This window comes from Alteromonas sp. 14N.309.X.WAT.G.H12 (assembly GCF_036697315.1).
Lineage (GTDB): Bacteria > Pseudomonadota > Gammaproteobacteria > Enterobacterales > Alteromonadaceae > Alteromonas.
Genome location: NZ_JBAHZB010000068.1, coordinates 1 through 18,689 on the forward strand (window position 1 = coordinate 1; position 18,689 = coordinate 18,689).

General features: G+C 47.3%; 16 protein-coding genes. 3 read left to right on the forward strand and 13 right to left on the reverse strand.

Annotation, left to right across the window (positions count from 1 at the left end):
- Positions 1 to 374 (reverse strand): class II aldolase/adducin family protein (locus V5298_RS14800; protein ID WP_332932224.1); only part of this gene is annotated, 374 nt, incomplete at its 3' end.
- 77 nt (positions 375 to 451) lie between these two features.
- Entirely contained in the window at positions 452 to 943 is a 492-nt protein-coding gene (locus V5298_RS14805) for a hypothetical protein (protein ID WP_332932225.1), read from the reverse strand.
- A 192-nt stretch (positions 944 to 1,135) separates the two neighbouring features.
- Here V5298_RS14805 and V5298_RS14810 point away from each other — a divergent pair, with 192 nt between their 5' ends.
- Positions 1,136 to 2,194, forward strand: a complete 1,059-nt coding sequence (locus V5298_RS14810) for an efflux RND transporter periplasmic adaptor subunit (protein ID WP_332932226.1) — start codon at positions 1,136 to 1,138, stop codon at positions 2,192 to 2,194.
- 1 nt (position 2,195) lies between these two features.
- Positions 2,196 to 5,303, forward strand: coding sequence for an efflux RND transporter permease subunit (locus V5298_RS14815; protein ID WP_332932227.1), 3,108 nt, complete (start codon positions 2,196 to 2,198; stop codon positions 5,301 to 5,303).
- 70 nt (positions 5,304 to 5,373) lie between these two features.
- On the opposite strand, the gene tmpT is transcribed toward V5298_RS14815, so the two are convergent.
- The 11 genes from tmpT to rpsU form a co-directional block, all read right to left on the reverse strand.
- Complete coding sequence (gene tmpT, locus V5298_RS14820; protein WP_332932228.1) at positions 5,374 to 6,021, reverse strand: thiopurine S-methyltransferase; 648 nt, start codon at positions 6,019 to 6,021, stop codon at positions 5,374 to 5,376.
- A gap of 117 nt (positions 6,022 to 6,138) precedes the next feature.
- Positions 6,139 to 7,704, reverse strand: a complete 1,566-nt coding sequence (locus V5298_RS14825; protein ID WP_332932229.1) for a sodium:solute symporter family transporter — start codon at positions 7,702 to 7,704, stop codon at positions 6,139 to 6,141.
- 170 nt (positions 7,705 to 7,874) lie between these two features.
- Positions 7,875 to 8,402, reverse strand: a complete 528-nt coding sequence (locus V5298_RS14830) for an NADPH-dependent FMN reductase (RefSeq protein WP_332932230.1) — start codon at positions 8,400 to 8,402, stop codon at positions 7,875 to 7,877.
- A 124-nt stretch (positions 8,403 to 8,526) separates the two neighbouring features.
- Entirely contained in the window at positions 8,527 to 9,516 is a 990-nt protein-coding gene (dgcA, locus tag V5298_RS14835) for an N-acetyl-D-Glu racemase DgcA (protein ID WP_332932231.1), read from the reverse strand.
- The gene (gene dgcN / locus V5298_RS14840) at positions 9,507 to 10,511 is read right to left on the reverse strand and encodes an N-acetyltransferase DgcN (protein WP_332932232.1); all 1,005 of its coding nucleotides are present in this window, start codon (positions 10,509 to 10,511) and stop codon (positions 9,507 to 9,509) included. Before dgcN ends, dgcA begins: the two co-directional genes overlap by 10 nt.
- A gap of 92 nt (positions 10,512 to 10,603) precedes the next feature.
- Positions 10,604 to 11,494, reverse strand: coding sequence for a LysR family transcriptional regulator (locus tag V5298_RS14845; protein WP_332932233.1), 891 nt, complete (start codon positions 11,492 to 11,494; stop codon positions 10,604 to 10,606).
- 130 nt (positions 11,495 to 11,624) lie between these two features.
- Positions 11,625 to 12,350, reverse strand: a complete 726-nt coding sequence (locus tag V5298_RS14850; protein WP_332932234.1) for an SHOCT domain-containing protein — start codon at positions 12,348 to 12,350, stop codon at positions 11,625 to 11,627.
- 158 nt (positions 12,351 to 12,508) lie between these two features.
- On the reverse strand, positions 12,509 to 14,344 hold the full coding sequence (rpoD, locus tag V5298_RS14855) for an RNA polymerase sigma factor RpoD (protein ID WP_332932235.1): 1,836 nt from the start codon (positions 14,342 to 14,344) through the stop codon (positions 12,509 to 12,511).
- Between the two features lie 305 nt (positions 14,345 to 14,649).
- Complete coding sequence (gene dnaG / locus V5298_RS14860; protein WP_332932236.1) at positions 14,650 to 16,425, reverse strand: DNA primase; 1,776 nt, start codon at positions 16,423 to 16,425, stop codon at positions 14,650 to 14,652.
- Between the two features lie 176 nt (positions 16,426 to 16,601).
- A complete protein-coding gene (locus V5298_RS14865) occupies positions 16,602 to 17,048 on the reverse strand; it encodes a GatB/YqeY domain-containing protein (RefSeq protein WP_332932237.1) in 447 nt (148 codons plus the stop codon).
- An 88-nt stretch (positions 17,049 to 17,136) separates the two neighbouring features.
- Positions 17,137 to 17,352, reverse strand: a complete 216-nt coding sequence (gene rpsU, locus V5298_RS14870; protein ID WP_012517258.1) for a 30S ribosomal protein S21 — start codon at positions 17,350 to 17,352, stop codon at positions 17,137 to 17,139.
- A gap of 229 nt (positions 17,353 to 17,581) precedes the next feature.
- Between rpsU and tsaD the strand changes: the two genes are divergently transcribed.
- Complete coding sequence (gene tsaD, locus V5298_RS14875) at positions 17,582 to 18,595, forward strand: tRNA (adenosine(37)-N6)-threonylcarbamoyltransferase complex transferase subunit TsaD (RefSeq protein WP_332932238.1); 1,014 nt, start codon at positions 17,582 to 17,584, stop codon at positions 18,593 to 18,595.
- Positions 18,596 to 18,689: the final 94 nt, after the last annotated feature.

Sequence of the window (18,689 nt, forward strand, 5' to 3'; positions counted from 1 at the left end):
CCTTTCATCGATGCCACGGCAATGGTGGCTTTTGTGTGCAGATGAACCACGCATTTTGCATCCTCACGTACTTCGTGGATAGCACTGTGAATGGTAAATCCTGCGGGGTTAATTTCGTAGGGCGAACCGTCAAGAATGTTGCCGTCTAAATCTACCTTCACAAGATTTGAGGCCCGCACTTCGTCAAAAGCCAGACCAAAGGCGTTAACAAGGTAATGTTCTGTGCCTGGCACTTTGGCAGAAATATGGGTATAAATGAGGTCGCCCCAACGCATGTGATCAACGAGGCGATAACAGGCAGCAAGATCGACCCGAGTTTGCCACTCTTCGGGTGACACTTTGTCTTTAAGACTAAAATGCGCAAGTTCGTACATGGGCATCACTCCTTTTTATTCTACTGATTACAAAGTAGCAGACGTACTTTGTGGCAACAACGTTAGTTGTCATTTGACTAATGATCGCTTTCCGGTTTGTTTTGTTGTTGTAAGCGAATTAACGCATCTCTCATAGGCACTAAAACGTCTTTATCAGCCATGGATTGTTCGGTTAAAACAAAGGGATCCCGTTTTACCCATTCAACGCTGGGGTTCGCCCATTGTGGGCTGGGAAAAGACGTGGTGATTGCGGCTAATCCCGCTTGCTCGGAACACGCATAGATAGCGGTGTTGTGGTTTGTCGTAACCAAGCGTTTTCCGATTTCAACGTTAATACCGGTTTCTCGCCATATTTGCTGATGTAGGACACACTGCTCATTAGATTGTCCTGCGGTGTCAGCCATGGGAAAAGTGACCGTGGCGGTGTCGTCGCGTAACATCAATACCTGATTAAAGCCGCCGGGAATAAGACAAACTGCACGGCTGTGACCCTGAGCAGGCGGCGTACTTGTCCGACAAGTAGGGGCATTGGGGGCGTCAGTGCAACCTAAAAGCGGTAGAAGTAACAAAACGACTGATGAGCGAATCCTAATTAGCATATGAGTAGGTACAATAAAAACTAAAATAATTATTAATAAGTTTGTAAAAATCACCGTCTTTCTACAAGAGGGTAAACCAGCAGTATAACAATAATAACTCGGGCAACGTACTTGTCGCCTAATATATATCTATAAAGTGCAACATGTTGATAGGAATCAGAGATGTCACAAAAGAAGTTTTTATCGCCCCTTTTTTTGGGTGTTGTCGCCTTAGGCGCGTTTTTGGTTTACGTGAATCTGCCCCAACAGGGGGATGAAAAAAGTGCTAACAGCCGGGAAACACCGGTGCGGGTCGTTACCGTTACCGAGCAAACCTTTCCGATTACTGTTGAGGCGCTAGGGACGGCCAAAGCCAATGAATCCGTTACCATAACGGCGCAACAAACCGAATTGATTACTCAAGTGCTATTTGATGACGGCGATACGGTAAAAGCCAAACAACTGCTGGTACAACTCAATGACGCCCAAGAGCAGGCGCGATTGGTAGAGCTTCAAGCCAATATCGATGAAGCGAAACGACAGTATGAGCGGGTTAAAAACCTGTCATTAACCCGTGTGGCATCAGAACAAATTGTGGATGAACAGCAAGCGAGAGTAAAAGCACTGGAAGCCCAGTTAGATGTGGCCAAAGCCCAATTGGCAGATTTACAAGTGCGGGCACCTTTTGCTGGTGTTTTGGGGATCCGCAACGTAAGTAAAGGCTCACTTATTCAGCCTGGCGATGAAATTACCACATTAGATGATATTAGCGTGATTAATGTGGATTTTAGTATTGCAGAAGGCCAGTTAGCCAGTTTGTCTATCGGGCAGACCGTGGTGGCACACTCGGTGGCATATCCGAATATCGACTTTAAAGGTGAAATTAAAACCATTGGTTCGCGGGTTGATCCGGTAACGCGTTCCGTACTGGTGCGCGCCGAGATTGATAATAAACCCGGCATGTTGCGCCCCGGTATGTTGTTGCAAATTACATTGCAAAAACGGGTTCTGGAAACCTTAGTTATTCCTGAAAAAGCCCTCGTGCCCGTACAGAAAAAACAATACGTTTACGTGGTAGAAGATGGCGTTGTGCATGAGCGAGAAGTGGTGATCGGTGAACGCAAACCCGGTGTGGTTCAGATTATCAGTGGTGTTGATGCCGGTGAGGTGATTATTACTGAAGGCACGCTGCGGGTGCAGGATGGCACGAAAGTGCGCATACTCAATCAGGGCGGGCTGTAATATGTGGCTGTCAGACGTTTCCGTTAAACGACCGGTATTTGCATCGGTCATTAATTTATTGGTGATCATCTTCGGTATTGTGGCCATCAGTATGTTGTCACTGCGGGAATATCCCGATATCGATCCACCCATTGTATCGATAAATACAAACTACGATGGGGCGTCAGCCAACATCGTCGAAACCCGTATTACTCAGTTATTAGAAGATCGTATCAGCGGTATTGAGGGGATTAAGAATATTACCTCTACCAGTCGCAATGGTCGCTCCTCCATTACCATCGAATTTCAGTTATCACGGGATATTGATGCTGCCTCCAATGATGTGCGTGAACGGGTAAGCCGAGCGTTAAACAACTTGCCGGAACAAGCGGATCCCCCGGAAGTCTCTAAAGAAAATTCTGACGAAGATGTGGTGGTATGGTTTAACCTTCGTAGCCCTAATTTAAGCTCCATTGAACTGACCGATTATGCCGAGCGCTATTTGGTGGATCGCTTATCCATTGCCGATGGCGTGGCACGGGTGAGACTCGGTGGTGGTCGTACTTATGCGATGAAGGTGTTCTTAGATCGCAACGCCATGGCCGCCCGCGGCATTACCGTCACCGATGTGGAATCGGTGATACGATCTGAAAATGTGGAGTTGCCCGCCGGTGAAGTTGAATCTAACGATCGGGATTTTGAAGTGCGGGTTGCGCGCACCTATTTAACGCCGGAAGACTTTTCCCAATTGACGGTGGCCGTGGGTGACGATGGGTATCTGGTGCGCCTTGGCGAAATCGCTCGGGTAGAACTGGCCGCAGAAGATGACGAAAATGAATTTCGTGGTGATGGCGTTAATATGATTGGCTTGGGGGTGATTAAGCAATCCAAAGCCAATACGCTGGATGTGGTACGGGCGGCAAAAGCACAGATCGCGCAAATTGAGAAAACCCTGCCTGATAACATCTTTATTGTGCCCAGCTATGACTCATCGGTGTTTATCGAAGAGTCCATTAACGAGGTTTATAACACACTGATCATTGCCATGATCCTGGTGATGGTGGTGATTTATTTGTTCTTAGGGAACATGCGGGCAACGTTAATTCCCGCCGTAACGGTGCCAATCTCTATGATCGGCGCTTTTATTGTGATGTACATGCTAGGTTTTTCCATTAACTTACTCACCTTGCTGGCCATGGTGCTGGGGATTGGCTTGGTGGTAGATGATGCCATTGTGGTACTGGAAAATATTTACCGTCGCATCGAAATGGGTGAGCCCCCTTTATTAGCTGCCTATCGAGGGGCAAAAGAAGTGGGATTTGCGGTTATTGCGACCACCTTGGTTTTGATTTCTGTGTTCGTGCCCCTGGTCTTCTTGGAAGGAAACATTGGTCGATTGTTTACTGAGTTTGCCTTAGCGATGGCTGCCGCAGTGGCATTTTCCAGTTTTACTGCACTGACTTTATCGCCCATGATGGCATCGAAATTACTCAAGCAAAAATCCCGTTCCAACGGCTTTGGACGCTGGTTAGATGACCGCTTCAAGCGCATTGAAAGTGGCTATTATCGTAGCCTTGGTCAAACCATTCATCAACCCATACTCATGGGTTTGTTGTTTGTCCTTGCTTTAGTACTCACCTGGCAGTTATCGAATAAAATCCCCAGCGAATTTACCCCCACAGAAGATCGAGGCAATTTTTATGTTCTTATGCAGGGGCAAGAAGGTGCGTCTTTTGAAAGCAATGCCGAGAATTTACGGAAAATTGAATCCATCTTGATGCCATATCGGGAAGAGGGAAAAATAAGTCGTTTGTTAGTCAGAACGCCGGGCTTTGGCACCAATGCCGGGGTGGCAGTTGTGGGCGTTGTGCCTTGGGATGAGCGGGACTTCACCTCATTTGAACTGATGGATGAAATTTCAAAAAAACTGGAAGCCGTGCCCGATGTGAGAGCTTTTTCTGTTATGCGAAGTGGGATCAGCGGTGGTACCGGTCGTCCGGTTCAGTTCGTATTGCAAGGGGACACCTACGAAAACTTAGTGGCCTGGCGTAATATCGTAATGGAAAAGGCCAGCGAAAACCCCGGTTTGGTTCGTCTTGATTCCGACTATAAAGATACCTCGCCCCAACTACTCATTAATATCGATCGTGATCGCGCGGCAGATTTGGGCGTTTCCATTTCCGATATTGGTGGAACCTTGGAAGTGATGTTAGGGCAACGACGGGTATCCACCTATTTGGATCGGGGCGAAGAGTACGACGTGATCATGGAAGGAATTGAAGCGGATTATCGTAGCCCAAGTAGTATTGATAACCTGTATGTGCGCTCTTCGCGCACCGGTCAACTGATCCCCATGGATAACCTGTTAACCATGGAAGAGCAGGCCACTTCGGCACTGTTAAATCGCTATAACCGCATGCGTGCCATTACCATAACGGCCAATTTGGCACCGGGTTATACCCTTGGTGAAGCCTTAAACTATCTTGAAGATATTGTTAGAACAGAGCTTCCGGATACGGTGTCTATTGACTATAAAGGGGAATCGCAACTTTACCACGAGGCCGGTAATTCCTTTATTTTTGTGTTTGCGTTGGCTTTAGCCGTGACCTATTTAATATTGGCGGCACAATTTGAAAGCTGGATCCACCCCTTGGTGATCATGCTGACGGTGCCATTGGCATTGGTGGGGGCGTTTATTGGCTTGTATCTGGCCGATATGACCATCAATATTTACAGTCAAATAGGATTGGTCATGCTCATTGGGCTGGCGGCGAAAAATGGTATATTGATTGTGGAATTTGCCAATCAGTTAAGGGATGCCGGGGTTGAGTTTGAAGAAGCCTTACGTCGCGCGGCAGCACAACGCTTGCGTCCTATCGTGATGACCGGTTTTACCACGGTCTTTAGTGCCTTGCCTCTCGTACTGGCCAGCGGTCCGGGATCTGAAAGCCGTATGGTAATTGGTATGGTTATTTTTGCTGGTGTGATTGTCTCGGCCTTTATGACCTTGTTTATTGTACCTGCGGCCTATGCCGCCTTTGCTCGCAATACCGGCTCACCGGAAACCCGAGCTAAACTCCTTGCAGAGCAAGACCAAAGTATTGCCTATCATAAAGGTGAGATAGAGTAAAAACACCCAATACATTCAGCGCTAAAAGTCGAACACCGGTATGCTCAATACCGGTGTTTTTTTATGTTACTTAGCCGCCTATCTTTTGGCTAGGGGTAAGTAGCCACACTTGTTCTTGTGCAGGCACTTTTCCTTTTAGGTTGATTGGGTGGGTGTCAAGACATGTCAAATGATAGTGATCTTGATAGTGTTCGAGCACTTCATCCTTTGGAACTGAAAAGGGGGGGCCGTTCATCACCGCTTGATCATAATCGAAGGTGACGAGCAATTGTGGGGCATAACCGGTCATTGCAATAAGCTGTTGGGTGTAAGTGATGCGCATCGCAGGGGGAAGGGCAACTAGCGCTGCTCTGTCGTAGATGGCATGGATAGGTCCAATGATGTCACCTGTTAGATGAAATATATCACCACCGAAAATGGTCACACCATGACTTTCGTAACGTGTAATATGACCAATTTGCGTAGTTTGGGGGGAAACATCCAGTTGTTCAAACAGCTGCTTAATGGCAATGTCACTGAGCTCTGCGCCAATAACATCATAGCCACGGGAAATCAGCCAAGAAATATCCAAGGTTTTCCCGCACAGGGGAATAAACACCCGTTGATTCGCCTGTAAGTTCAGGCTGGGGAAATGGGCGGTTAAATTGGGATTGGCATCCTTTTCATGAAAGCCCGTTTGATTGTTGCGCCACTTTTGTAGCCAAAATTCTCGATCCATACTACCCTCGATTAAATGTGGTGTGCAGGCTAGATTATCGAACCCTTCTCCTCGGGTAAATGGTAACGTCACATTGTATGGGCGTCATCATGCTCGTGCCGTCTTTCGCCGCGCTACTTACATTGCTGCTAGGTAAGGTAGCACAAACCCGGTTATCAGGATCAACACCAGACTCCATGCACCGAGTATCAGCGCCAGTTGATAGCTTATGCCACGAACCGAAGCCAGCCTATGTGCCGCGTCATTGGGGTATTTGATACTTAATAGGATACTGGTGCTCACCGTTACCAAAAAGCCGATGAGATTCCACCAAAACCAAAATAGCGTACTGTCACTTAGCCAAAGATAGATATTGATGGCTACGCCAAGGAGCAGCCCACAATTTGCGGCCATTGGTGATATGCGACGACTGTGTATGCCAACAAGAAAAATCGCCAGTACCGGCCCGTAAAATACCGAGCCTATCTTATTGATCGCTTCGATAACAGTGGGGGCAATATTGCCAGCATAAAGGGATAAAACTAAGGTGATTAATCCCCAGGCAACCCCGGATATGCGAGCTCGCTTTAGATACCCTTTATCGTCTAGTGAGGCTCCGGTTAATCGGCTAATGTCTTCGGTTGTGACGGCGGCCAGACTATTGATTGCGGAACTTAAGGACGACATGGCCGCAGCCAGAATGGCAACCACTAAAATACCCACAATACCGGCAGGCAGATAATTAATAATAAACACTGGCATCATCCAGTCAGGCTCATCGGCAGGAATTTGTGCCTGAAGGTCGGGGGAAGACATCACCAGGGCACCAATGACCAACCCGGTACTGCAATAAAGCAGGGTAATAGGAAAGCGACAAAAAGCCACGGTTACTAACATCTTTCTTAGATCAGCAATGCTGTGAGTGGATAAGCTACGCTGGGCTTCAGATTGATCACAACCATAGTAAGAGGCGTAAAGTACCAGACCGCCAAACAGCATGGGAAGCAATCCAAAGTCATTGCCGTTGAGGCCGGCGGTATCGGTATTGATGGCGTGTAAACGTTCGGCAGGAATAATATCCAACACCTGTTGCCATCCTCCCGCGGCGTTAAGGCCTGCCCACAGGCACACACCGGCACCGGCTACAATGAGTACCATTTGGATGGCATCGCCATAAACAACGGCTTTCATCCCACCCATAGCCGAATAGATGAGTGTAATAACCCCTATGATGAGTATGGCATGAAACTGATTGATGCCCATGGTCCCTTGCAATATCAGGGCAATGGCGTAAATCATGATGGCCGTTGCAAAAGAACGACTAACTTGAAAAACTGCACTGATCAGCAATCGGGTGGAACGAGAGAAACGTTGCTCAAGGTAGTCATAAACACTCACCACCCCCGCATTATGCAAGGTGGGCAATAATCGCCAAAGCATGATGATCACCGCCAGAGGTAACGCCAGTTCATAACTTAACCATATCAACCCGCCGCCTTCCCGTAACCCGACAAAGGCGGGTGCAGAAATAAAGCTAATGGCAGACAGTTGGGTCGCCATTACCGACAAAGCCAGGGTAGGCCAGGCCAGTGTTCTGCCACCTAAAAAATAGTCGTTGCCAGAATTCTGATGACGAAACAGTAACCCCAATACCAGCATGCCGACAAGGTATGCGCCAACGATGCTGTAATCCAGCCACGTCATGACTTCTCTCCTTTTTAAGGCGTGGTATATGCGCTCGGTGTCCATATTGACAAAATATGACCAATAAGCGGGTTTTAATTACCATACCATATTGTTGCAAGAAGGGCAGAGAGAAGAAAAAATAGACGGGAAAACAGAATTAACGGGCAGTTAATCTGTCCGAGAGAAGGTCAGTCAGTCAGGCTATCGACGGCTTGCTGTAACGCTTCTGCTATGGAAGGGTCGGTAACCGTGGCCGTTTCCATATCAAAAATATCATAAAAATTCGCCACAGAAACGGTGGCTTTGACATTCCCTCCGAAAAAGCCTGCCGATTGGGTTGCTGCGCTAAGAACAGACTTTGCACCGCCAGGACCGGGAGAGGCAGACAAATATACCGCTGGTTTGTCGGCATAGACTTTGCGTTCAATACGGGTCGCCCAGTCGAACAGGTTTTTATAGGCGGCAGGATAATGACCGTTATGTTCAGCAAAGGAAATCACCAGTGCATCGGCATTTTCAATGGCGTGAAGAAATTGCTTTGCACCTTCGGCCTGACCGATTTCTTTTTCAGTGTCTTCACTGAACATAGGTACGTCATAGTCATTGATATCCAACACAGTCACACTGGCATCTTTCACTAAGCCTGCGGTGTAGGTGGCTAAAGCCTTGTTAATTGACTGGCGACTGGTACTGGCACCAAAAGCGACGATATTCATTTATTGCTCCATTAACATAATCATAGTGACTAAGATAATACGCTATATTTCAATAAATAAGCGCTAAAAACAAAACGTATCGTTCTATTTTATGGAATATATCTACCATCCTAGTACGGGGTTGTTAAGGTTGGCCCCATAAAAAGGGGGTGGGCTGCCACATCCGACCGTTTTCAAAACGGAAGCCTTGGGGGCGGTCTTGGGCAATGAGCAGTGGGCCATCAAGATCCACAAAATCGGCATGGGCACAGAGTAAAAAAGCTGGCGCCATGGCCAGTGAGCTGCCTACCATGCAACCGACCATCACTGAAAACCCTAAGGATTTGGCTTCACGGTAAAGGGTGACCGCTTCGGTTAAGCCACCGGTTTTGTCCAGCTTAATGTTGACGCTTTGATAACGCCGTTTAAGTACGCTCAAATCCTCTGACGTGTGGCACGATTCGTCTGCACACAAAGGGATGGGACAGCGATAGGATTCTAAAACCCCATCATCCTGAGCGGGAATTGGCTGTTCAATCAGTACCACATTGCAGGCTTTTAAGGGGGCGGCGACCGCTTTGAGATCGTCAATGCTCCAGCCTTCGTTGGCATCCACAATGAGTTTGCTTTGGGGAGTGACTTCATGAATGGCGCGAATTTTTTCCACAACTGCGTCTGGATCCAGCTTGACCTTTATGAGTGGCGCACCGGCAAGTTTACGGGCAGATGCTTGCATGTTTTCAATACTGTCGACACTGATGGTTTGTGCGGTAAAGCATTGTTGGGTTACATCAAGGGACAACAAGGCCGACACCGAGCGTCCGCTCACCTTGGCTTTGAGATCCCACAGTGCACAATCTAAGGCATTTCTTGCTGAACCGGCAGGCAGGTAGTGGGCTAATGATGAATGATCATCCAAATGCCGGATATGCTTTTTGGCCGCTTGTAATTGTTTGCTAACGCTGTCTAGAGATTCGTCATAACGGGCATAGGGCACGGATTCACCATAGCCAATGTGCTCACCGTTACTGACGGTGACGGTAATCACGTCTGCCGCAGTTTTTGCCCCTCTTGAAATACGAAAAACCTGGGCAAGAGGGAAACGGGCTTGGGTGATTTCGATACTTAAAGACATGACAGCGCCTTCACAATGCTTTTAACACCAAAACGTAAGGGGTCGGTGCAGGGTAAGCCAAGACGAGCGCTGGTGGTGGCGCAATATTCATGGGCTTCTTCCTCGCTCACGCTAGAGGTGTTCACGGCAATACCCGCCACCTTTACCGCCGGATTGGTGAGTTTCGCGGCATTAATGGTCATTTCCATCACCGTTTCCAGGGTAGGTTGTGGATAATGAGGTAAGCCTCGCATATGGGTGCGGTTAAGGGCATGACAGATAATGAGAGCATCGGGCTGTGAGCCATGGAGTAAACCTAAACTCACACCGGCAAAGGCAGGGTGAGACAATGAACCCTGTCCTTCGATAACGTCCCAATGATCCGCATCGTTGTCCGGACTTAGGGATTCAACGGCACCGGAAATAAAGTCGGCAACAACACAATCGATTGCCACGCCTTCACCGGCCACCAAAATGCCACTTTGACCGGTGGCCCGAAAGGTGGCCTTTTGGCCGTCGGCTTTCAGGGCATTGACCAAACTCAAAGAGGTATACATCTTTCCTACCGAACAATCGGTACCCACAGTCAGTAAACGTTTACCAGAACGTTTAATGCCTTTACCTGTTTTAAAACGGGTGGTGGGATGGCGGATATCCGTTAAGGTCACACCATGTTTTTGTGCCGCGGCAACCACTTGAGGAATATCGATGAGTTTATCGTGTAATCCACTCACCACATGCATGCCCGCTTCAATGGCTTCAATGATGGTGGGCACCCAATTTTCGTCGATAAAGCCACCGCTGTTGGCAAAGCCGAGCACCAAGGATTTTGCGCCTGCCTGTGCTGCTTGTTGTATTGTCATCGCGGGGCAACCTGTGGTTACCTCGCAACCTGGCAGTGTGTATTCGCCGACGCAGGCTGTAGGGTTCCAGTCGGCGACGCTCTTGGCCATTTTAATGCTTAAAGGGTCAGTCGCGTTACCGATGAACAGTAAATAAGGGGGGGTTAATACCATGTCAATTCCTAACACGCTTAATCAATCGAATATCTTAAGAATATTCAGCCGTTATGATAAGTAGCATCCTTTTGGGTACCTATAACGTAAGGTTATTGGTTTACCGTATTTATAACGCGCGTCAAGGTGTCAAGAAACGCATCACATACTTTCGCTAAGGGCCTATCGGTTAACGATAGGGCCTTAATATCGAAGTTCAGACTGGGAGAAAACCGGGCAATACCGGTGTCGTCGGTTAAATTTCCTTCTGCCGTCAGGCGATCGACAATACAGCAACCTAACCCTGCATGCACGAGTTTAGCGGCGATATAATAGGTATCTACCTGGATATGGGTTTGGATATCAAGACCAGACTGTTCAATGTGCCGCCACGCCATTTCACCTAACGGGCCACTCTCCCAAATCCCTATGATATCCATGGTAGCAAGTTCTTCGAGGGTGAGTTGCTCAGGTTCGGTGCTAAATGCTTTTTTGGGATACATCACCACCAGTTCTTGGGTGGACAAAGTGCGCTCGGTGACTCCAGGCATACTGGGAGAGGAAAACAACACCGCGGCGTCACACTTGCGTTCCACCAGTGACTGTAACGCTTCCGTGTTATGTACCGTTTTTATATTAATGGCCACGTTAGGGTGTGCCTGATTAAATAACGCCATGGCTTTGGGTAAAACGTCAAAACCAAGGGCAGGGGTCACGGCAACATTGATCAATCCTTGACGTCCTCGACGAATGTTGCTGGCTAACTGCTTAACGGTATTTAATTGCTGATAAATGCGATCGACTTCAGGAAACATCATATCGGCTTCAACGGTGGGACTTAACTTGCCCTTATGACGATGAAACAGAGAGAAACCGAGTTGTTGTTCAGCGTGAGCCAGTACTTTTGACACAGATGGTTGAGATACATAAAGCAGATTGGCCGCCCCGGTGATGGAGCCGGTTGTGTAGATTGCGTGAAAAACTTCAATATGTCGCAAACGCATAAACTATCCCTGATATAGATTGACACGGCACAGTAAAGTGAAAGTTAAAATAAAGGCAACGTGGATAAGGTGAGTCGTATTAGCCAATCGAGAAGTCGCAGAAGAAGCGCACTTCTTCTGCTTGTCGTGGTTACAAGTCTTCTAATAATATTTTTCGTTTGGCCTCGTATTCCTGCTCGTTGATTAATCCATCCTCATAGAGGGATTTTAGCACTGACAGTTTTTCGCGCACATCCGATGAAATGGCATCCGCCTCTTCACCCACAATGGAACTGCGCTTGCCGGCGAGGGTTTCATCAATGGTGGCGACGAAGATTTTGTTATATTTTCCTGCTTGCTTGTACATGCAGTCTGTTTCGCCATCATAGGCCCAAGGGGCATTATCCCATTCCTGAATTTGCGGGCTGTCGGTGGCACATTTACGAATTTGGCCCAGCTTAATCAGGTTCCGTCCTTCTAACTGGAATTTTTCAATAACACTCCACGACCAGTGACCGTTTGTTGGGTGTTGACGTACATTTTTGGGCGATTCTAAAAAGAATTCTTCGTGATGTCCGTAAGCCATGTACAAATAACTACCATCATAGATGGCAAGGATCTTTGAACGGGTCCAGTTACAGTTAGTGCAGGTATACCAGCCATAAATAATGTTATTTTCGTCCATGCGTTCAAACTGTATATAGATACCATCGCTAACATACTGTCGATAGATTTTTTCTTTGGGTTCCACGGGGTTTAAACTGGCGAGCTTTGTGAAAACCTCCGTTTCGAGCATGGGAGAGGGGGGATTCCATATTGCGCAACCGCCTAAATTTAATCCTGCAGTAATGAGCACTACGTATAAAAGTCTGTTCACGGAGTTTTCCTTATTGGCTATGGCTAATGCTCAATATGAATGAAAAAGATGGCGCTCACAAGTCATTGAAGAGAAAGGGAGCGGTTGTTATTTATACTTAGGTATGGGCCATTGCATAAAAAAGCCACCTTAAAGGTGGCTTTGTTCATGTTTTGTGATTACTCGTCGAGGAAGCTTCTGAGTTGCTCAGAGCGACTAGGATGACGCAGTTTGCGCAGTGCTTTCGCTTCAATCTGACGAATACGTTCTCTTGTGACATCGAACTGTTTGCCCACTTCTTCAAGGGTGTGGTCGGTGTTCATGTCGATACCAAAACGCATACGCAGTACCTTGGCTTCTCTGGCGGTTAATCCTGCCAGTACTTCTTGAGTGGCATCTTTTAGACTGCCGCCGGTGGCTGAATCGAGGGGCTGAATAATGGTGCTGTCCTCGATAAAATCACCAAGATGCGAATCTTCATCATCACCGATGGGGGTTTCCATGGAAATGGGCTCTTTCGCTATCTTAAGGACTTTTCTGATCTTGTCTTCAGGCATAGCCATGCGTTCTGACAGTTCTTCTGGCGTGGGTTCACGGCCCATCTCTTGCAACATTTGCCGTGAGATACGGTTCAGTTTGTTGATGGTTTCAATCATGTGAACTGGGATACGAATGGTACGAGCCTGATCCGCAATCGAACGGGTGATGGCCTGACGGATCCACCAAGTGGCATAGGTTGAGAACTTATAGCCGCGACGGTATTCAAACTTATCCACCGCCTTCATCAAACCGATATTCCCTTCTTGGATAAGATCAAGGAACTGTAAGCCTCGGTTGGTGTATTTTTTGGCTATGGAGATAACCAAACGCAGGTTAGCTTCAACCATTTCTTTTTTCGCTCTACGTGCCTTGGCTTCACCAATAGACATGCGGCGATTGATATCTTTAATGTCTGCAATAACCAACCCGGTTTCTTGCTCCACCTGGTTCATTTTGGATACAGAACGTTCGATATCTTCTTTGTAATTCAATAATGCAGGAACATAAGGTGCACCAGACGACAGTACCTGGTCTAACCATGCCGTGGTGGTTTCATTACCTGCAAATGCCTTGATAAAATCTTTCTTCGGCATTTTGGCGTTTACCACACAGTATTTCATGACTAAACGTTCTTGGATACGAACCTTATCCATCATGCTGCGCATGTTTTTAACCATGCGATCGAACTGCTTGGGAACCAAACGAAACTCTTTAAAGACTTCGCTTAATGTGGCAATTTCTGCACGGGCTTTTTTATCTGAACGACCATGGGATTCAATAACGGTACGTGCTTTGAAGTATTGCTCGCGAAGTTTAGAAAATTTCTCCCGGGCTAATTCCGGATCAACGCCAGTATCTTCTTCTTCGTCGTCGTCATCGTCGTCTTCGTCATCATCATCGTTTTCCAGTTCCTTAGCGGGTAACTCGGAACCGATGTGCGTGGCGGTAGGCGCTAAATCCTGCTCTTCGTTGGGATCCACAAAACCTGAGATAATATCGCTTAAACGTATTTCTTCAGCTTCGTATAAATCCCACTGCTCGAGTAGGTAAGTGATGGCTTCGGGGTACTCTGCTACGGAACATTGTACCTGGTTGATCCCGTCTTCTATCCGTTTAGCGATTTCAATTTCGCCTTCACGGGTTAGAAGCTCCACCGTGCCCATTTCACGCATGTACATGCGCACAGGGTCGGTGGTTCGGCCGATTTCACTTTCTACCGTGGCTAACGCCTGAGCGGCTGCTTCTGCAACATCTTCGTCGGCAGTGGTTTCCTGCATCAGTAATTCATCAGAATCAGGAGCCGATTCTGAAACCTGAATGCCCATGTCGTTGATCATTCGAATGATGTCTTCGATTTGATCAGAGTCGACAATATCTTGCGGCAGGTGGTCATTAACTTCTGCAAAGGTTAAGTAACCTTGCTCTTTACCTTTGGCAATCAAAAGTTTAATCTGAGACTGCTTGCTTTGCGCCATATAACCTACACTTCTCACATTTAAATATTAAGCAAAAAAGCATGCTACAAATCAGCGCGAACTGACTATTTCATGCTTGCTGTTCGTTCGTTACCGCACCCATAAATACATCGGCTGCTTTAAATTACGGCCTGAAAAATGCATAAAAAAATACATAAAAATGCATAATAAAACACATCGGATACATCCAAAAATGCAATCAATGCATTTGACAAGTCTGCTTGCAGCGAATTAGCCAGTATAGCAGATAGACAGTATTTTTGACCAGATGTTCAGCGTGATTTTTCAACAAAATACTCCCGTTGTTACGACTTTTGACGTTCCATCATGAGCAATGTGAGTTCCTTTTTTTCTTCTTGTGAGAGAGGGTGCACACGCGAGCGGGAAATCAGTGTTTCAATTCGGCTATCAAAATGCCAGTCAAGCAATTTGGCAAAACTGTCGCAATACACGGTATCGGCATCATCATCTTTAACCAGATGTTCTTGAAGCAGTAATTTCGCGATGACTGAAGAGTGGGGATGATCACGGAACTTTTCAAGGATCTGGGCCGTATTGGATTGTGGATTTTGCAAACACAGATTGTGGGTATCAATTAATACATCAATACCGGAGACACCACTGTCTGCCAATATTTGCGGTGCGCATTGAGGATGAGCGGCCGCCAGAGACGGATTATCCAGTAACAGGCGCAGCATGGTGCGAACCGGTGAAATTTGTGTTTTGTACTGTTGTTTTGCCGTATGTCTGGGCTGGGCACTGGAACGATTGGCTTGCTGAATGTCTTGTTGTAGCTTAAAACGATCATACTCACCGGTATGCTTGGCAAGCTCGGCCTGTAACATGGAGCGCTGGCTGTCTCCGGCCACCTGGTCTATCAGGGGCTGGGCCGCTGCTTTTAAGGCTATCTTTCCTTCGGGTGTGCCGACTTCATGACTTTTTAACAAAGACTCAAAGAAAAAACGTGACAAGGGTAAAGCCGAATCCGTCATCTCAAGAAAGGCATCCGTACCCGCTTTTCTTACCATGGTATCGGGGTCTTCACCATCAGGTAAAAACAAAAACGTGAGCTTCACCCCATCTTTGAGTGCAGGTAATGCGTTTTCTAACGCCCGCCAAGCGGCTTCCCGTCCAGCGCGATCGCCATCGTAACAACAGATAATATGGGACGTGGACCGCATCAGTAAGGACAGATGTTCCGGTGTTGTTGCCGTTCCCAGCGCCGCGGTGGCCATGTTAATGCCGTATTGGCTTAGTGCTACCACGTCCATATAGCCTTCCACAATGATCACCTTGTCGAGGTGTCGATGACTTTGTTTGGCCTGATAATAGCCAAATAACTCATAGCCCTTGTGGAAAATACGGGTTTCCGGCGAGTTGAGGTATTTGGGGCCATCGCTATCAATGACCCGACCGCCAAAACCCACGACCCGGCCACGGCGATCGCGAATGGGAAACATAATTCGGTCGCGGAAAAAGTCGTAGGTCTTACCGCGATCATTGCGGGTGACCAATTTAAGGTCAATTAATTGGGTGATGCGGTCATCATCCGTACCGAATGTGGTTAATAGCTTGTCCCATTCCGATGGGGCATAGCCAATTTCCCACTGCTTGACGATATCACCGGATAAGCCTCGGTTTTTTAAGTAATCGATGGCTTTTTGACTGTTAGGGTGCTGGCGCAGCTGTTGTTGGAAAAAGCGGGTAACCTTTTCCATGAGCTCGTAGTCATCCTGCTGCTGTTGTTTTTTTTGTTCGCTCATGGCAGGACGGTTGCTTTGTTCTCTAGGAACCTCAAGCCCATGAATTCGGGCAAGTTCTTCAACGGCTTCCACAAAATCTAAGCGGTCAAATTCCATGATAAAAGAAATGGCATTGCCGTTAGCACCACAGCCAAAACAGTGATAAAACTGCTTATCTTGACTGACGGTAAAAGAGGGGGTTTTTTCGTTGTGGAAAGGGCAGCAGGCCTGATAGTTCTTACCCGCTTTTTTTAATTTCACTCTGCTATCGACAATATCAACAACATCGGTTCTGGCAAGAAGGTCATCGATAAAATCGCGGGGAATTCTTCCGGACATGCTGTAGTAACCTCACACCTAAGAACAAGAAAACATGGCGCAGATACCCCACCTCGGTCGCTGATACCACACTTTGCGGTGAACAACGCCCCCATGGCGGCAATACTAAGCGGCTATTTGAATACTGTATCAGGCAAAGAACACGGCGCAAAGTGTGTTACGCCGGGTATGAAAAATCAGGCGTTTAAACGGGCCTTAATTTTACCGCTCAAAGCACCCATATCGGTACGGCCTTGAACTTTGGGTTTTAGGTAACCCATCACTTTTCCCATATCCTGCATACCGGTAGCACCGGTTGATGTCATTGCATCTTCTATGAGCTCAGACAACTCGTCATCGGATAAAGGTTGGGGTAAAAAGGATTCTATAACGACAATTTCCGCGCGTTCCGTGCTGGCTAGGTCGTCTCGGCCGGCTTGATCATACTGGGCCGCCGCGTCTGCTCTTTGTTTAACCATCTTGGTTAAAATAGCTAAGACTGCATCATCGGTGAGGCTGATCTGCTCATCAATTTCTTTTTGTTTGATTGCTGCTAACGCCATGCGTATTGTGCCGAGCTTCACTTTATCTTTGGCACGCATCGCATCTTTTTGCGCGTTTTTTAAATCGTCAATTAATGCCATGGGAGAGTCTCTGTCAAACGAAGTAATATTTCTTTGGCCCTAAGACAACAAAGGTGCCCTAAAGCACCTTTGTTAAGCCAACACTATCTTAGTAGAGTTTTACGCGACGAGCGTTTTCGCGAGCAAGCTTTTTCAAATGGCGCTTTTTGGCAGCCGCTTTCTTACGCTTGCGTTCCCAGGTTGGTTTCTCGAAGAACTCACGACGACGAACTTCAGACAGTACACCTGCTTTTTCACAAGAACGTTTAAAACGACGAAGAGCGACATCAAACGGCTCGTTTTCTCTAACTTTAACGATGGGCATTAAATTCTCACCTCAAAAATTTTAGTGTCTAGCCGGGCGTGAAAATTGTGCGCGAAATCGACACCCGGGTTAAAAATGGTGCGAAATTCTATTCTTTTATGATTTAAAAGTAAAGTGCCTACTGCCAATAAATTAGTCAATATTGCAATAAGTGTTAAGTATACCCGTTTTCACCGTCATTAAATAAGAGTAAACTTGCGCCCCTTGAGTCGATGAGAAGGGTAAAAAAATGCGTATACTCGGAATTGAGACGTCTTGTGATGAAACCGGGGTGGCGGTTTATGATGACGAAAAAGGCTTGATGTCTCATGAATTATACAGCCAGGTTAAATTGCATGCCGACTATGGCGGTGTGGTACCTGAACTGGCCTCCCGGGATCATGTACGCAAAATTGTCCCGCTTATTCAAAAAGCCTTACGTGATGCAAACACCGAACGTGAAGCGCTCGATGGTATTGCCTTTACCCAAGGTCCGGGACTGGTGGGTGCATTATTAGTGGGGTCGTCGGTGGGCCGGGCCCTAGCCTATGCCTGGGACATGCCTGCGGTGGGTGTCCATCATATGGAAGGGCATTTATTGGCGCCGATGTTAGAAGCCGATGCACCAGCTTTCCCTTTTGTGGCCTTATTGGTTTCCGGTGGTCATTCCATGTTGGTGGATGTAAAAGGCATTGGTGAGTATGAAGTCCTTGGCGAGTCTATCGATGATGCGGCGGGGGAAGCCTTTGACAAAACCGCTAAATTACTGGGGCTGGATTATCCCGGTGGCCCTTTGTTAGCGAAATTGGCTGAACAGGGCGAGGGGGGCCATTACAAGTTTCCACGGCCTATGACTGACCGCCCTGGTCTCGATTTTAGTTTCAGTGGGTTAAAAACCTTTGCCGCGAATACCATCAGGGATGCCGATGATTCTCAGCAAACCAAAGCCAATATCGCCTTTGCCTTTCAAGAAGCGGTGGTGGATACTTTAATCATTAAATGTCGTCGTGCGCTAAAACAAACCGGACGTAAGCGATTGGTGATTGCCGGCGGTGTGAGTGCAAACACCTACTTGCGCGCAGCCATGAAAGAGGTCATGGCAAAAATGAACGGCGAGGTCTTTTACCCCAGTTTAGGTTTTTGTACCGACAATGGGGCGATGATCGCCTATGCCGGTATGCAGCGCTTAAAAGCCGGCCAATACTGTGCCCTTTCTGCTGTTGCTAAACCCCGCTGGCCCTTAGATTCTCTTCCCAGTATATAAAACCATATCAGGTGGGGCAGGTTATTTTAGTTTTACCTTGTCCCATATTTTGTTTTCCTGACGTTTAGCCAAACGACGAATATTGTCTTTGTGG

Excerpts from the sequence above, each read along its gene's own strand:
- V5298_RS14810 (WP_332932226.1), top strand. The coding sequence starts at position 1,136 with ATGTCACAAAAGAAGTTTTTATCGCCCCTTTTTTTGGGTGTTGTCGCC.
- V5298_RS14815 (WP_332932227.1), top strand. The coding sequence starts at position 2,196 with ATGTGGCTGTCAGACGTTTCCGTTAAACGACCGGTATTTGCATCGGTC.
- tmpT (WP_332932228.1), bottom strand. The coding sequence starts at position 6,021 with ATGGATCGAGAATTTTGGCTACAAAAGTGGCGCAACAATCAAACGGGC.
- V5298_RS14825 (WP_332932229.1), bottom strand. The coding sequence starts at position 7,704 with ATGACGTGGCTGGATTACAGCATCGTTGGCGCATACCTTGTCGGCATG.
- V5298_RS14830 (WP_332932230.1), bottom strand. The coding sequence starts at position 8,402 with ATGAATATCGTCGCTTTTGGTGCCAGTACCAGTCGCCAGTCAATTAAC.
- dgcA (WP_332932231.1), bottom strand. The coding sequence starts at position 9,516 with ATGTCTTTAAGTATCGAAATCACCCAAGCCCGTTTCCCTCTTGCCCAG.
- dgcN (WP_332932232.1), bottom strand. The coding sequence starts at position 10,511 with ATGGTATTAACCCCCCCTTATTTACTGTTCATCGGTAACGCGACTGAC.
- V5298_RS14845 (WP_332932233.1), bottom strand. The coding sequence starts at position 11,494 with ATGCGTTTGCGACATATTGAAGTTTTTCACGCAATCTACACAACCGGC.
- rpoD (WP_332932235.1), bottom strand. The coding sequence starts at position 14,344 with ATGGCGCAAAGCAAGCAGTCTCAGATTAAACTTTTGATTGCCAAAGGT.
- dnaG (WP_332932236.1), bottom strand. The coding sequence starts at position 16,425 with ATGTCCGGAAGAATTCCCCGCGATTTTATCGATGACCTTCTTGCCAGA.
- V5298_RS14865 (WP_332932237.1), bottom strand. The coding sequence starts at position 17,048 with ATGGCATTAATTGACGATTTAAAAAACGCGCAAAAAGATGCGATGCGT.
- rpsU (WP_012517258.1), bottom strand. The coding sequence starts at position 17,352 with ATGCCCATCGTTAAAGTTAGAGAAAACGAGCCGTTTGATGTCGCTCTT.
- tsaD (WP_332932238.1), top strand. The coding sequence starts at position 17,582 with ATGCGTATACTCGGAATTGAGACGTCTTGTGATGAAACCGGGGTGGCG.